The sequence below is a fragment of the Nocardioides sp. DN36 genome, assembly GCF_055380375.1.
Genome location: NZ_AP043823.1, coordinates 4,224,512 through 4,239,010, shown reverse-complemented (window position 1 = coordinate 4,239,010; position 14,499 = coordinate 4,224,512). Strand labels below are relative to the sequence as shown.

12 protein-coding genes are annotated in these 14,499 nt (G+C 73.0%); 8 read left to right on the top strand and 4 right to left on the bottom strand.

Going from position 1 to position 14,499, the window contains the following annotated elements:
- The first annotated feature begins 18 nt into the window (after nt 1-18).
- The 3 genes from ACZ43H_RS21325 (at nt 19) to ACZ43H_RS21315 (ending at nt 2,601) form a co-directional block, all read left to right on the top strand.
- Nucleotides 19-576 carry a DnaJ family domain-containing protein gene (locus tag ACZ43H_RS21325; protein WP_464586301.1) on the top strand — a complete coding sequence of 186 codons (558 nt, stop codon included), beginning with the start codon at nt 19-21 and terminating at the stop codon, nt 574-576.
- A gap of 64 nt (nt 577-640) precedes the next feature.
- On the top strand, nt 641-1,732 hold the full coding sequence (locus ACZ43H_RS21320; protein WP_464586299.1) for an HpcH/HpaI aldolase/citrate lyase family protein: 1,092 nt from the start codon (nt 641-643) through the stop codon (nt 1,730-1,732).
- A 38-nt stretch (nt 1,733-1,770) separates the two neighbouring features.
- Nucleotides 1,771-2,601 carry an HpcH/HpaI aldolase/citrate lyase family protein gene (locus ACZ43H_RS21315; RefSeq protein WP_464590895.1) on the top strand — a complete coding sequence of 277 codons (831 nt, stop codon included), beginning with the start codon at nt 1,771-1,773 and terminating at the stop codon, nt 2,599-2,601.
- A gap of 59 nt (nt 2,602-2,660) precedes the next feature.
- Here the strand turns inward: ACZ43H_RS21315 and ACZ43H_RS21310 are convergent, their stop codons facing one another.
- The 4 genes from ACZ43H_RS21310 to hutH form a co-directional block, all read right to left on the bottom strand.
- Entirely contained in the window at nt 2,661-2,960 is a 300-nt protein-coding gene (locus ACZ43H_RS21310; RefSeq protein ID WP_464586297.1) for a hypothetical protein, read from the bottom strand.
- A gap of 46 nt (nt 2,961-3,006) precedes the next feature.
- Nucleotides 3,007-4,266 (bottom strand): MFS transporter, encoded by a 1,260-nt coding sequence (locus ACZ43H_RS21305; protein WP_464586296.1) that lies wholly within the window; start codon nt 4,264-4,266, stop codon nt 3,007-3,009.
- A 103-nt stretch (nt 4,267-4,369) separates the two neighbouring features.
- On the bottom strand, nt 4,370-6,151 hold the full coding sequence (hutU, locus tag ACZ43H_RS21300; protein WP_464586294.1) for a urocanate hydratase: 1,782 nt from the start codon (nt 6,149-6,151) through the stop codon (nt 4,370-4,372).
- The gene (gene hutH / locus ACZ43H_RS21295) at nt 6,148-7,713 is read right to left on the bottom strand and encodes a histidine ammonia-lyase (RefSeq protein WP_464586292.1); all 1,566 of its coding nucleotides are present in this window, start codon (nt 7,711-7,713) and stop codon (nt 6,148-6,150) included. Before hutH ends, hutU begins: the two co-directional genes overlap by 4 nt.
- A 253-nt stretch (nt 7,714-7,966) precedes the next feature.
- Between hutH and ACZ43H_RS21290 the strand changes: the two genes are divergently transcribed.
- The 5 genes from ACZ43H_RS21290 to ACZ43H_RS21270 all read left to right on the top strand — a co-directional run bounded on the left by ACZ43H_RS21290 (nt 7,967) and on the right by ACZ43H_RS21270 (nt 14,369).
- The gene (locus ACZ43H_RS21290; protein WP_464586290.1) at nt 7,967-9,241 is read left to right on the top strand and encodes a choice-of-anchor P family protein; all 1,275 of its coding nucleotides are present in this window, start codon (nt 7,967-7,969) and stop codon (nt 9,239-9,241) included.
- Nucleotides 9,242-9,401: 160 nt separating this feature from the next.
- Nucleotides 9,402-10,589, top strand: coding sequence for an MFS transporter (locus ACZ43H_RS21285; protein ID WP_464586288.1), 1,188 nt, complete (start codon nt 9,402-9,404; stop codon nt 10,587-10,589).
- Between the two features lie 107 nt (nt 10,590-10,696).
- The gene (locus ACZ43H_RS21280) at nt 10,697-11,035 is read left to right on the top strand and encodes a hypothetical protein (protein WP_464586286.1); all 339 of its coding nucleotides are present in this window, start codon (nt 10,697-10,699) and stop codon (nt 11,033-11,035) included.
- Between the two features lie 30 nt (nt 11,036-11,065).
- On the top strand, nt 11,066-11,839 hold the full coding sequence (locus ACZ43H_RS21275; protein ID WP_464586284.1) for an IclR family transcriptional regulator: 774 nt from the start codon (nt 11,066-11,068) through the stop codon (nt 11,837-11,839).
- A 52-nt stretch (nt 11,840-11,891) separates the two neighbouring features.
- Complete coding sequence (locus tag ACZ43H_RS21270) at nt 11,892-14,369, top strand: hypothetical protein (protein WP_464586282.1); 2,478 nt, start codon at nt 11,892-11,894, stop codon at nt 14,367-14,369.
- Nucleotides 14,370-14,499: the final 130 nt, after the last annotated feature.

The following is a 14,499-nucleotide window of genomic DNA, read 5'->3' as shown; positions in this document are numbered from 1 at the left end:
GCCCTGGGGGTGAGACACGTGCCCGAGAACGACGAGCGGCCCCACGCGCCGCAGGAGGCCGACCGGAAGCCGGCCCGGGACGCCCGGACGGGCCGCAGCGCGGCCGCCGCCCGGATGCAGAGCCAGGCGAGCTGGGTCGACCAGCAGGTCCGGGTGGCGATGGCCAAGGGAGAGTTCGACAACCTGCCCGGCGCCGGCAAGCCGATCAAGGACCTCGGCCGCCAGCACGACCCGGACTGGTGGCTGAAGAAGCTGGTCGAGCGCGAGCAGATCGCGCTGCTGCCGCCGTCGGTGCAGCTGCGCAAGGAGGACGCCGAGCTCGACGCCCGGCTCGACACCCTCAACGTCGAGGCCGAGGTGCGCCGCGAGGTCGAGGAGTTCAACGCCCGCGTCATCGCCGCCCGCTACCGGCCACCGGAGGGCCCGCCGCTGATCACGATGCCGCGCGACGTCGACACCGAGGTCGAGCGGTGGCGCGAGCGGCGTACGGCGCTGCGGGCCCGCCAGGCCGAGGCGGTCCGCACCAGCACCCCGGCACCCACCCCGCCGCGCAGGCGCCGGTGGTGGCGGCGCTGACGTGCGCGTCCACTGTTGAATCGGTCATACCGGCCGGTAACAGTCCGCTGCTAGTTTCCGCGACATGCCCAGCTCATCTCGCAGCGCCAAGGACTTCTTCCGCCCCCTCGCGGTGGGCGCCCCGACCCCCCTGACCGAGATCCCCGCCCGGCCCAGCAGGGCGATCCACTTCTTCGACCCCAGCAACGAGAAGATGGCCGCCAAGATCCCGCAGATGGTCGGCACCGTCGACGTGCTGCTGGGCAACCTCGAGGACGCGATCAAGGCCGACAACAAGGTCGCCGCGCGCGAGGGCCTGGTCCGGATCGCGCAGGAAACAGAGTTCGGGCCCACCCAGCTGTGGACCCGCATCAACGCGCTCGACAGCCCCTGGGCGCTCGACGACCTCACCACGCTGGTCCCCGCGATCGGCGACAAGCTCGACGTCATCATGGTGCCGAAGGTGCAGGGCGCCGAGGACATCCACTACGTCGACCGGCTGCTCGCCCAGCTCGAGGCGAAGGCCGGCCTGGACCGGCCGATCCTCGTGCACGCGATCCTCGAGACCGCGCGCGGCGTCGCCAACGTCGAGGAGATCTGCGGCGCCTCCCCGCGGATGCAGGGCCTCTCCCTCGGTCCGGCCGACCTCGCCGCCGACCGCCGGATGAAGACCACCCGCGTCGGCGGCGGCCACCCCGGCTACCTGGTCCGCGAGGACCCGCCGCGCATCGACGGCGTCGCCAACCTCGAGGCGAGCCGGGCGACGTTCCAGCAGGACCTGTGGCACTACACGATCGCCCGCATGGTCGACGCCTGCGCCATGCACGGGATCTACCCCTACTACGGGCCGTTCGGCGACATCGCCGACGTCGTGGCCTGCGAGGACCAGTTCCGCAACGCCTTCCTGCTCGGCTGCGTCGGCACGTGGAGCCTGCACCCGAAGCAGATCGCGATCGCCAACAAGGTCTTCAGTCCCGGCGTCGAGGACATCCGGCACGCCCGCCGCGTGGTCGCGGCCATGGGTGACGGCACCGGCGCGGTCATGCTGGACGGCAAGATGGAGGACGACGCCTCCCTCAAGCAGTGCCTCGTGCTGGTCGAGCTGGCCGAGCAGCTGGCCGCGATCGACCCCGAGCTGAAGAAGCAGTACGACGCGATCGAGGTGGAGGGCCGGTGACCGACCAGGACTTCCGCCCCCGCCGCTCCGTCCTCTACATGCCCGGCTCCAACGACCGGGCCCTGGAGAAGGCGAAGACCATCCCGTGCGACGGGCTGATCCTCGACCTCGAGGACGCCGTCGCCCCCGACGCGAAGCCCGAGGCCCGCGAGAAGGCCTGCGCCGCGGTCCGCTCCGGCGAGTACGGCAAGCGCGAGCTGACCATCCGGGTCAACGGCGCCGACACCGAGTGGCACGCCGACGACCTCGCCGCCGCGTGCGCGGCCGGCCCGGACGCGATCGTCGTCCCCAAGGTCAACAGCGCCGATGCGGTGCTCCAGCTGGTCGAGGCGATGGCCGGTCACGGCGCGCCCGAGCGCACCAGGCTGTGGGCGATGCTCGAGACGCCGTACGCCATGCTGCACGCCGAGGAGATCGCCGGCGCCTCCGACCGGCTGAGCGTGCTGGTGCTGGGCACCAACGACCTGGTCAAGGAGCTGTACGCCGAGCACGTGCCGGGCCGCCAGCCGGTGCTGGCCGGTCTCGGGCTGGCCCTGCTCGCCGCGAGGGCCACCGGCAAGGTGATCCTCGACGGGGTCTACAACGACGTCCGGAACACCGACGGCTTCCTGGCCGAGTGCCGGCAGGGCCGCGAGATGGGCTTCGACGGCAAGACCCTGATCCACCCGGGCCAGGTCGACGGCGCCAACGAGGCGTTCGCTCCGAGCGGGCAGGCCGTCGAGGACGCCCGCGGCATCCTGCAGGCGTGGGAGGACGGCGCCGGCTCGGGCGTCGTCACCTACAACGGCCGGATGATCGAGAACCTCCACGTCGAGTCCGCGCGACGCACGCTGAGCATCCACGACGCGATCCGCGCCCTAGACGCCTGAGACTGTTCGGCGCCCACGCCCCGGTGCACAGCTCGGTGCACGCGACGACCCCCGGACCCTCAGGTCCGGGGGTCATCGTGCGTCGGGTCGTCGAGCGGGGTGAAGCGGGCCAGGAAGTCCACCACCCGCTCGGCCGGCATCTCGCAGGGCCGCAGTGCCGGCTCATCGGCCGGGCCGACCAGGTAGAGGTTCGCGCTCACCACGCCGGTGCCCCCGAGCTCCTCGGCGTACACCCGCTGGCTGCGCCCGCCCACCTGCTCCGCACGGGTCACCCGCCACCGCTTGCCGTCGTGCTCCACGACACTGTGGCCCAGCGGCACCCGCGCGAACAGCGCGACCAGGTCCTCCTGGGGACTCATCCGCCGAGCATGGCACGACGGTCGGAGGCGGATCGAGCCAGCGTGACTACCGGGTGCGCAGCGCCCAGCGGCAGACCGGGACCTGCAGCGCCCCGGCGCCCAGCACCAGCGCGCCCATCACCCACCAGCCGGGACGTCCCCACTCGATGCAGAGCAGCGTGATCAGCGTGGGTGCGATGACGTTGGAGACCGAGAACCCCAGGCTGGCGAAGCCCTGGTACTGCCCCTGCCGCTCCATCGGCGCCAACCCCATGGAGATGCCCCACTGGCCGCCGCTGGAGATCATCTCGCCGACCACGTGCACGCCTGCCCCCGCGACCAGCAGGACGACCGCGGCGGCCGCGCCCACCCCGCTGCTGAACGACACGATCACGAAACCGGCCGCGATCCAGGCGCAGCCGACGACCATGGCCCGGACCGAGGACGGCACGTCGTCGACGCCGCGGGTCATCCGGACCTGGAACACGGCGACGACCACCGTGTTGAGCACCAGGAGCACCGCCACCATGGACGTCGGGGCGTCGGTGTGGGCGGCGATCCACAGCGGGATCGCCAGCTCCATGACCACGAAGTGCATGGCGACCAGGCCGTTGAGCAGGGTGACCGCCACGAACGCCCGGTCGCGGAGCACCGCCAGCCGCGGCTCCCCTGCGGCCCGGGCGGGTGCGGGCTCGAGGTGCGGCAGCCGGGTGCAGAGCAGCCCGGTCGTGACGGTGAGGACCGCGTCGAGCGCGAACACCGCCAGGTAGGCCCAGGTCCGGTCGACGAGCAGCGCCAGGCCGCCCAGCATCGCGCCCAGGCTCATGGCGACGTTGGTGACCGCGCGCAGGTAGGCCTTGAACTGCACGCCCCGGCCACCCGTGGCGACCCGCGCGATGTAGCCGTTGCGGACCGCTCCGTTGCCGAACACCAGCACGTTGGAGACCGCCATCACCAGCATCAGCGCCGGGACGGAGCGGGCCACCAGCAGGCCGAGCAGCACGACACCCGCCGCGACGGTGAGGGCCCGCATGACCTCGCGCGGTCCGCGGGTGTCGCCGAGGTGGCCCAGCGGCACCTGGCCGAGCATCGCGAGGAAGGTCGCGACCGACAGGACCAGCCCGACGTCGGTGGCCGCGAGGCCGACCTCCTGGGTGAAGAACAGCGCGAAGGTCGTGGTCGTGGCCCCGGTGCCGGCCCGGTTGACGAACGTCCCGAGCGCGAGGACCCGCAGGCTCGGATCGGTCGGGATCCCCCGCCGGGTCAGCCGGGGCGGGACCGCCGCCGGTGGTCTGATCTCCTCTGCACCCACAGCCCCCTCGGTCACCGGAGCATTGTGGACCACACCGCCGTCATTCGGGATCTCGAGACGGGTCGCGCAGCCCGTCGCCGGCGCGGCGGACCCCGCCGACTCTCCTCGATCTCCTCGGCTAGCGCGCCGCTCTCGCAGGCTCGGTCGGTGCGGCCTCGGACATCGGGATACGCACTCCTCGCTCGGCCGCCACCTCCGCGGCGCGGTCGTAGCCCGCGTCGACGTGCCGGATGACTCCCATGCCGGGGTCGTTGGTGAGGACGCGCTCGATCTTCTGCGCGGCCAGCTCGGTGCCGTCGGCCACGCACACCTGGCCGGCGTGGATCGAGCGGCCCATGCCGACGCCGCCGCCGTGGTGGATGGAGACCCACGAGGCGCCCGAGGCGGTGTTGACCAGCGCGTTGAGAAGCGCCCAGTCGGCGATGGCGTCGGAGCCGTCGAGCATGCTCTCGGTCTCGCGGTACGGCGAGGCGACCGACCCGCAGTCGAGGTGGTCGCGACCGATCACGATCGGGGCCTTCAGCTCACCGGAGGCGACCATCTCGTTGAACTTCAGGCCGGCGAGGTGGCGCTCGCCGTACCCCAGCCAGCAGATCCGCGCCGGCAGGCCCTGGTAGTGCACGCGCTCCCCGGCCATGGTGATCCACTTCCGCAGCCGCTCGTTGTCGGGGAAGAGCTCGAGGATCGCCCGGTCGGTGGCGGCGATGTCGGCGGGGTCGCCGGACAGGGCCGCCCAGCGGAAGGGGCCCTTGCCCTCACAGAAGAGCGGTCGGATGTACGCCGGGACGAAGCCGGGGAACTCGAAGGCCCGGTCGTAGCCGCCCTTGCGCGCCTCGTCGCGGATCGAGTTGCCGTAGTCGAACACCTCGGCGCCGCGGTCCTGGAACTCCACCATCGCGCGCACGTGCACGGCCATCGACTCCCGCGCCCGCTTGGTGAAACCGACCGGGTCCTCGGTGCGCTCGCGCTCCCAGTCCTCGAAGGCGGTGCCGACCGGCAGGTAGAACAGCGGGTCGTGGGCGGAGGTCTGGTCGGTCACGATGTCGATCGGCGCGCCCGCCTCCAGCAGCGCGGGCACCATCTCGGCGGCATTGCCCAGCACCCCGATGGAGAGCGGTCGGCGCTCGTCGCGCGCGGCGACCGCCATCGTCACCGCCTCCTCCAGCGAGCCGGCCTGCACGTCGAGGTAGGCGTGGTCGATGCGGCGCTGGATCCGCGACTGGTCGCACTCGATGCAGATGGCGACGCCGTCGTTCATGGTGACGGCGAGCGGCTGGGCGCCGCCCATGCCCCCCAGCCCGGCCGTCAGGGTGATCGTCCCGGCCAGCGTCCCGCCGTGTTTCGAGACGCCGCTCGTCCCTCGCGGCTCCTCAACAACCGGGCGCGCCCCCCGGGCGGAGAGCTTGTCGGCCACCGCCGCGAAGGTCTCGAACGTGCCCTGCAGGATCCCCTGGGTGCCGATGTAGATCCACGACCCGGCCGTCATCTGGCCGTACATCGTCAGCCCGAGGTCCTCGAGCCGCCGGAACTCCTCCCAGTTGGCCCAGTCACCGACCAGGTTGGAGTTGGCGATGAGCACGCGCGGCGCCCACGCGTGGGTCTTCATCACACCCACGGGCTTGCCGGACTGGACGAGCATGGTCTCGTCGTCCTCGAGCGTGCGCAGCGTGCGGACCAGGGCGTCGTACGCCTCCCAGCTGCGGGCGGCCCGGCCGGTGCCGCCGTAGACGACGAGCTCCGCGGGGTTCTCGGCGACCTCGGGGTCGAGGTTGTTCATCAGCATCCGCAGGGGAGCCTCGGTCTGCCAGGACTTCGCGGTCAGCTCGGTGCCGGTGGCAGCGTGGATGGGCAGCCTGGGATTCTGGGGCTGGGAGTTCTGGGGCTGGGGGTTCTCGGTCATGACAGTTCTCCGATCACTTCTTCGACGCTCGCGAGGACGGCGCCCGACCGGACCAGCTCGACGGCGGCCTCGATCTCGGGCGAGAGGTGGCGGTCGGGGCCGGGTCCCTCGATGCCGGCGGCCCGCAGGAGGCGGACGACGGCCCCGGTCGCGGGCGAGGGCTCCAGCGGGCGCCGCAGGTCGAGCGCTCGCGCCGCGGTGAGCACCTCGATCGCGACCACCCGGGTGAGGCCGTCGACCGACCGGCGCAGCTTGCGGGCTGCCGACCAGCCCATGGACACGTGGTCCTCCTGCATCGCGCTGGAGGGGATCGAGTCGACCGAGGCGGGGACCGCGAGCCGCTTGAGCTCCGAGACGATCGCGGCCTGGGTGTACTGGGCGATCATGTGGCCGCTGTCCACGCCCGGGTCGTGGGCGAGGAACGGTGGCAGGCCGTGGTTGCGGGCCTTGTCCAGGAAGCGGTCGGTACGCCGCTCGCTGATCGAGGCCACGTCGGCCGCCACGATGGCGAGGAAGTCGAGCACGTAGGCGACCGGTGCGCCGTGGAAGTTGCCGTTGGACTCGACCCGGCCCTCGTCCGCGAGCACCACCGGGTTGTCGACGGCCGAGGCCAGCTCGCGGCCCGCGACCGTGGCGGCGTGCTCCACGGTGTCGCGGGCGGCCCCGTGCACCTGGGGCGAGCAGCGCAGGGAGTAGGCGTCCTGCACCCGGTTGCAGTCCGGGCCGCGGTGCGAGGCGACCACGCCGGAGTCCGCGAGCACCCGGGTGAGGTTGGCGGCCGAGAGCGCCTGGCCGGGGTGCGGCCGGATCGCCTGGAGCTCGGGGGCGAAGACCCGGTCGGTGCCGAGCTGGCCCTCGACGGACATCGCCGCCGCGACGTCGGCGGTCCGCAGGAGCATCCGCAGGTCCGCGACCGCCATGAGGAGCATGCCGAGCATCCCGTCGGTGCCGTTGATCAGCGCCAGCCCCTCCTTGGCGGCCAGCTCGACCGGCACCAGGCCCGCGGCTGCCAGGGCGTCCGCGGCCGGCAGCAGCGTCCCGGCCGCGTCGCGCACCTCCCCCTCGCCCATCAGCGCGAGCGCGCAGTGCGAGAGCGGCGCCAGGTCACCGGAGCACCCGAGCGAGCCGTACTCCCGCACCACGGGCGTGATGCCGTGGGTGAGCAGCGCGGCCATCAGCTGCGCCGTCTCGAGGCGTACGCCGGTGTGCCCGGTCGCCAGCGTGGACAGCCGCAGCAGCATCAGCGCCCGGACCACCTCGCGCTCGACCTCCGGACCGGAGCCGGCGGCGTGGGAACGGACCAGCGAACGCTGCAGCTGGGCCCGCATCTCGGTCGGGATGTGGCGGGTCGCGAGGGCGCCGAACCCGGTCGAGATGCCGTACGCGGGAGTGCTCGCCGAGGCCAGCTCCTCCACGACGTCGCGGGCCCGGCCGATCGCCGCCACCGCGTCGGGCGCCAGCTCGACGGCGGCCCCGTGGCGGGCGACCGCCAGCAGGTCCTCGGGGGTGACGGGCCCGGTCCCGAGGGAGACGGTGCCGGTGAGGGTGGGGGTCTGCTGCATGTCTCCATCCAACGACGCCGTCCGGGGCCGCACCATCGCCCGGGCCGGACACCCGTCTCGGATCCCAGACTCCGTGAGCCGCACCACATAACACCCACGTCAGAATTTGTCAGATCGAGCGTCTGAACATCATCGGAACTGGGTAGTAACCACGTCGATGGCCGGGGGACCATTCGGGCTGCCGGGTCACGAGTCCGCACCGCAAGGCCCGGGGCGCAGCTAGGTCTCGGGCTCTCCAGGGAGAAGAGAGCTCATGCGCAAACTCATCGCGACATCCACCATGCTGGCGCTCGCCTCAGCAGGCGCCGTCGTCCTCGCCCCACCGGGCACCGCGGTCGACAGCTCCACGGCGGCCCGGACCCAGCCGACGGCATTCGCCCTCCAGACCTCCGGCTTTGGCACCCGGGTCCGCGGCGGCCAGGTGCCCGCCGGGTCCGACGACACGGCGTACACCGTCATCGCCTGCACCAACAAGGCCGGGCTCACCCGCCAGAACCACGTCACCGAGGAGACCCTTCCGGGCGTCGGCAAGGCCTCCGAGATCACCACCAAGGTCTGGACCGAGCAGAACAAGAAGGGCGTCGTCACCTCGCGGTCGCGCAACAGCGTGGCGCGGGTCGTGCTCGCCGACTCACCGCTCGGCTCGCTGTCCATCGACGGCCTGAGGTCGGTGTCGAAGGCGTGGCACGACAGCACGGGCTACCACTCCTCGACCAGGACCAGCATCGGCTCCATCACCCTGACCCCGGCGGCCGGCGACCCGCAGCAGCTCGACCTGCCCACCCCCGACCAGCCCGTGGAGGTCCCGGGCCTCGCCACCATCTCGCTGGGCAAGTCGCACAAGTCCTCCGGCAACGGCGGCGCCCGGGCCACCGCGGAGGTGCTGCGGATCGACGTCGTGGCCTCCGGCAGCCGGGCCCGGATCGGGCACACCTTCGCCGAGATCGACGGCGGCGTGAAGAGCGGCATCTTCGGGGGCTTCGCCTCGGGGCTGCGCGCGAACGCCGCGGACAGCAACATCACCACCGGACGCACCCCCTACCAGCCGATGCCCTGCCAGGGCACCGACGGTGAGGTGGAGGTCCGCAACACCGCCGGCGTGGACCTCGGCGGCCAGATCGTGGTCGGCGCCGTCGAGAGCCGACAGCGCGCCGGGCAGACCGCGAAGAAGGCGGGTGGCTTCGAGCAGGGCCGGGTCGCCAGCATCGACATCGGCGACGGGGCGCTGGTCGTCAAGGGCATCGTCGGCCGGGTCAACGTGCACCGCGAGGGCGACCACCTGCAGAAGCTGGTCCGCAACATCAAGGGCACCACGATCGGCTCCATCACGGCCAACGGCGAGCCCCAGACCTTCCCCGACACCGGCGTCCTCGAGATCCCGGGCGTCGCGAAGCTGGAGCCCAGCGTCAAGCACAAGATCAAGGGCGGCATGTCCGTCACCGCGCTCCGGATCACCCTGCTCGACGGCACCGGCGCCGTGATCAACCTCGGCCAGGCCAAGCTCTTCGTCAGGCCGAGCGGCCGCTGACCCCGGTCCGCAGCCACACCGACGACGCCGGACGCGGGCAGCCGCGTCCGGCGTCGTTCGCGCTGGCGCCCCGGACCCGCGCGGGAGCGCGACGTACCTCACCGGCCACGTGGCAAGACGTGCACCCGTCACGTGGCGCAGCGGGCGTTGACTGGCCGTCGTGACCACGACCGCCGACCTCGACCCCGGCACCCTGCGCCGCTGGTCGATGCTGGGCGCGAGCACCCTGGCGCAGGCCGCGGCGGCGATCATGATGCACGGGCCGGCCTTCCTGATCCCGGCCCTGCACGCGGGCGGGCTCAGCCTCGCCGAGGCGGGGCTGGTCGCCGCGGCGCCCACGGTCGGCGTGATGCTCGCGCTGGTCGCCTGGGGCGCGGTCTCCGACCGGTACGGCGAGCGCCGCACCCTGGTCTCGGGGCTGGCGGCGACCACCGTCCTCGGTGCCGTCGCCGCCCTCACCGAAGGCACCCTCACCCTGGCGGTGACGTTGCTGCTGGCCGGGGCCGCCGCCGCGAGCACCAACGCGGCCAGCGGCCGGGTGGTGGTCGGCTGGTTCCCGCCGGCACGCCGCGGGCTGGCGATGGGCATCCGGCAGATGGCGCAACCGGTCGGTGTCGGCGTCGCTGCGGTGAGCATCGCCGTCGTCGCCGACCGGCACGGGGTGCAGGCGGCGCTCTGGGTGCCGACCCTCGCCTGCGCGGTCGGCCTGCTCGTCGTGGCCCTGGTCGTCCTCGACCCGCCCCGGCCCGACCCGCGTGGGGGCGAGTCGGCCAACCCCTACCGACGGGACCGCTTCCTGGTCCGGGTCCACGGTGTCTCGGTGCTGCTGGTCGTGCCGCAGTTCCTGGTGTGGACGTTCGCCCTCGTGTGGCTGGTGCAGGACCGCGACTGGTCGCCCGCGGCGGCCGGCAGCCTGGTCGCGGGGGCCCAGGTCGCGGGAGCCCTGGGCCGGATCGGCGTCGGGCACCTCTCGGACGTGGTCGGCAACCGGATGCGACCGGTGCGGGGGGTGGCGGTGGCCGCAGCGGCCGTGATGGCGCTGCTCGGGCTCGCCGCGGGCCACGGCTGGTCGGTGGCGGTCGCCCTGCTGGTGGTGGCCACCGTGCTCACGGTGGCCGACAACGGGCTGGCCTTCACCGCCGTCGCCGAACGGGCCGGGCCGCACTGGTCGGGCCGGGCGCTCGGCGTGCAGAACACCGCGCAGTTCCTGTCCGCCTCCGCGGTGCCGCCGCTCGCGGGCCTCGCGATCACCCACCTCGGCTTCGCCGCGGCGTTCGCGCTCGGCGCGCTCTTCCCGGTGCTCGCGGCACCGCTGGTGCCGGTCGCCGGGGAGCGCGAGCTGAGCTGAGACAGGGTCGGCGCTGCCCGGTGAGGCGTAGCCCACAGCCGGACGGGGTACCAGTGGTCCACCACGAGTTCCGGGGGCGTCCCGGGACCGCTGCGTTGGGAGGAACCATGCCCGGAGGAGCCATCGGCTGGATCGTCGTCCTCGTCGTCATCCTGCTGCTGCTCGGCGCCGTCGTCGCCGTCATGATGAACAAGAGGAAGACCGAGCAGCGCCGGGCGCACGCCGCCCAGCTGCGCACCGACGCCGCCGCCCGGTCCGACGACATCGCACAGGCCGACCGCGAGGCCAAGCTCGCCGAGGCCGACGCGGCGGCCGCCCGAGCGGAGGCGGAGCGGGCCGAGCGTCGGGCCGCCGAGGCGCGCCAGGGCGTCCGGATGGACCAGGCGATGCAGGAGGACCGGATCCGCGAGGCACAGCGGGTCGACCCCGACGACAAGCGCGTCTGAGCACCCGGCCCCGGCGATAGGGTCCGGGGCATGAGCCAGGTCCCGTCGGCGACGCGCACCCTGCGCGTGCTCCGGTTCCTGGCCAGTCAGCCCGACCCGGTCCCGCTGGACCGGATCATGCGGGCCTGCGACCTGCCGCGCAGCACGGCCTACCACCTCCTGCGCGCGATGGTGGACGAGGGCTTCGTGGTGCACCTCCCCGAGGAGCACCGCTTCGGCCTCGGGGTCGCCGCGTTCGAGGTGGGCAGCGGCTACTCCCGGCAGGAGCCGCTGCAGCGGATCGCCCGGCGACCGCTCGCGGCCCTGGTCGACCGGGTCGGCCAGAGCGCGCACCTCGCCGTCCTGCACGGGCGCGACGTCCTCTACGTCGTGGAGGAGCGCGCCCCCGGGCGGCCGCCGCTGGTCACCGACGTGGGCGTGCGACTCCCGGCCCACCTCACGGCCAGCGGCCGGGCCATCCTGGCGGGGCTGCCGCCGGCGCAGGTCCGGGCGCTGTACCCCGGCCCCACGGCTTTCGTGGACCGGCACGGCCTCGGGCCGCGCACCCTCAGTGCGCTGCGCACGGTCCTCGCCGAGACCCGGCAGCGCGGCTACGCCACCGAGGAGGGCGAGGTCACGCCGGGCCTGGCCAGCGTCGCGGCGGCCGTGCTCGACCACAACGGCCACCCCGTCGCCGGTGTCGCGGTCACCTACCCCGAGGGCGACGCGGTCACGATCGCCAGGCAGGTGCGTCGTACGGCGGACGCGCTGACCCGCCGCCTCGGAGGCACCCCCACGTCGGCAGGCGCCCGCGCACAGGAGTGACGTCGCGCCGTCCCGCTCGTTGACGGAGCGAGCCCACGACGGAGGAACGCCCGTGCCCGATCGCAACCGAGGTCCTGTCCGCCGCCTGCTGTGGTCGGGGACGCTGGCCGCCGCCCTCGTCGCCACGGCCGTGGCCATCCCGTCCTACGGGAGCCGCGACGGCAACCTGCTCGCCCGCTACGACGCCACCAAGGTCGCCGTGCTCGAGGCGCTCCCCCACGTCGACCCGCCCGGCGTCGCGCCGCACGACCACAACGACCCGGCCACGAAGAACTCCTTGTCCCGCGCCGGGGAGACCGGTGGCGACACCGCGGACCCGACCACCGCCGCCGAGAAGCAGGCCAGCGCCGGCTACGTCGCCACGGAGCGCACGCTGCGCGACCCCCGGTTGACGACGGTGCCGGTGACCGGTCCCCGGCTGCGGCACCCGCAGGACCGCTACGCCCTCGCGGGCGGCTGCTACTCGCTCACCCCGGGCGACGAGCCGATCTTCTTCCAGGCCACCGACCTCGGCAGCTACCTCCTCTACGACGCCGGGCGCCGCTTCGTCAGCGCGGGGGGCGACAGGGCCGCCCGGCCCGGCCCCGACACCGAGTGGACCGCCCGGATGCGCGACGGGCGCCTGACCTTCCGCAGCGGCGACACGACGCTGCGCAGCGGCGGCACCACGTCCTTCCGGCCGACCCGGACGACCGGGTGCGCGGCGTACCCCGAGGCCCAGATCGACGTCTCCGGCGACCCGCACGCCGGCGTCACGCCGTACCAGGAGGTGCGCGGCTACGTCGACGCCCACACCCACGGGATGGCCTTCGAGTTCCTCGGCGGCGACGTCCACTGCGGCAAGCCCTGGGACCGGTACGGCGCGCCGTACGCCCTGGTCGACTGCCCCGACCACGCGGCCGGCACCAGCCCGCTCGAGGCCGTCCTCTCGGGCGAGCCCCACCACGACCCGGTCGGCTGGCCGACGTTCAAGGACTGGCCGGCGCCGGAGTCGCTGACCCACGAGGGCACCTACTACCGCTGGCTGGAGCGGTCCTGGCGCGGTGGACAGCGGATCTTCGTGAACCTGCTGGTCGAGAACAACCAGCTGTGCCAGCTCTACCCGATCAAGCACAACTCCTGCGACGACATGGACTCCATCCGCCTCCAGGCCAGGGACATGTACGCGATGCAGGACTACATCGACGCCCAGTTCGGCGGCCCCGGCAAGGGCTTCTACCGGATCGTCCGGAACCCCTTCCAGGCCCGCAAGGTGATCAACGCCGGGAAGATGGCGGTGATCATGGGCATCGAGACCAGCGTGCCCTTCGGCTGCACGTTCAAGGCGCTGCCCGGCGGCGACCGGCCTGCGGCCGAGTGCACGCAGGAGAACATCGACCGGCAGCTCGACCAGGTGCACCGGATGGGCGTGCGCCAGATGGAGCTGGTCAACAAGTTCGACAACGCGCTGTCCGGCATCGCCGGAGACAACGGCGAGACCGGCGTCGCGGTCAACGCCGCGAACTTCCTCGAGACCGGCAGCTTCTGGGACATGCGGCACTGCGAGCCGGCCGACCCCGAGGCGCACGACAAGAACCAGGTCGCCGCACCCGAGATCTCGGCGGAGCAGCAGGATGCGCTGTTCGGTGCGATCGGCCAGCTCTACGACACCGCCAACCTGCCGGCGCTGCCTCTCTACGGACCGCCGGACCACTGCAACGCCCGCGGTCTCACCTCGCTCGGGCAGCACACGATCGACGCACTGGCGCAGCGGCACATGATCTTCGACCCCGACCACATGAGCGTCGAGGCACGCGACTCCGCCCTCGACCAGGTCGAGGACATGCACTACCCGGGAGTCGTGTCCTCCCACTCGTGGTCGACCCCCGACGCCTACCCGCGGATCTACCGGCTCGGCGGCTTCATCACGCCGTACGCCGGCGACTCCACCGGCTTCGTCGAGAAGTGGCGTGCCCATGTCGGCTGGGCGGACCGGCGCTACTACTGGGGCATCGGCTACGGCGCCGACATGAACGGCCTCGGGGCGCAGGGCGACCCGCGCGGCAGCGACGTCACCAACCCGGTGACCTACCCGTTCCGGGGACTGAACGGCGTCACGATCCGCAAGCAGCACGCCGGGCAGCGGGTCTACGACATCAACGCCGACGGCGTCGCGCAGTACGGCCTCTACCCGGACTGGATCGAGGACCTGCGGAAGGTGGCCGACACCGAGCACGCCGGCGACGGGGCAGAGATCGCCGACGACATGGCCCGCGGCGCGGAGGCCTACCTGCAGATGTGGGAGCGGGCCGAGGGCATCGCCCCCGACTCCTGCCGCAACCCCGAGCGGCGGGTGACCGTCTCGCGAGCGCGGGACCTGGTGCGTCCCGGCATGTCCACGCGACAGGTGATGACGGCCGTCGGGCAGCCCTACGAACGGCTCGGCGACCACTACACCTTCTGCGCCCGCACGGCGTCCGTGCCGGAGGTCCGGATGCAGGTCGACTTCGGTGACGACGGCCGGGTGACGGGGCTGCGGCGGCTGGGCTGAAGGGCTGCTGCCTCACCCGTTCGGGTCCCCCTGCATCTTCGTGCACCGCACGTTTGTGCACGGCAGATCTCTTGTCGGACGTGGAGGACGCGGGATGGAATCCGCTCACCGGTCCGTCCCACCGGACCGG

Bases quoted from the DNA above. Each gene is read 5' to 3' on its own strand.
- ACZ43H_RS21320 (WP_464586299.1), top strand. From the start codon at position 641: ATGCCCAGCTCATCTCGCAGCGCCAAGGACTTCTTCCGCCCCCTCGCG.
- ACZ43H_RS21315 (WP_464590895.1), top strand. From the start codon at position 1,771: ATGCCCGGCTCCAACGACCGGGCCCTGGAGAAGGCGAAGACCATCCCG.
- ACZ43H_RS21310 (WP_464586297.1), bottom strand. From the start codon at position 2,960: ATGAGTCCCCAGGAGGACCTGGTCGCGCTGTTCGCGCGGGTGCCGCTG.
- hutU (WP_464586294.1), bottom strand. From the start codon at position 6,151: ATGACCGAGAACCCCCAGCCCCAGAACTCCCAGCCCCAGAATCCCAGG.
- hutH (WP_464586292.1), bottom strand. From the start codon at position 7,713: ATGCAGCAGACCCCCACCCTCACCGGCACCGTCTCCCTCGGGACCGGG.
- ACZ43H_RS21290 (WP_464586290.1), top strand. From the start codon at position 7,967: ATGCGCAAACTCATCGCGACATCCACCATGCTGGCGCTCGCCTCAGCA.
- ACZ43H_RS21280 (WP_464586286.1), top strand. From the start codon at position 10,697: ATGCCCGGAGGAGCCATCGGCTGGATCGTCGTCCTCGTCGTCATCCTG.
- ACZ43H_RS21275 (WP_464586284.1), top strand. From the start codon at position 11,066: ATGAGCCAGGTCCCGTCGGCGACGCGCACCCTGCGCGTGCTCCGGTTC.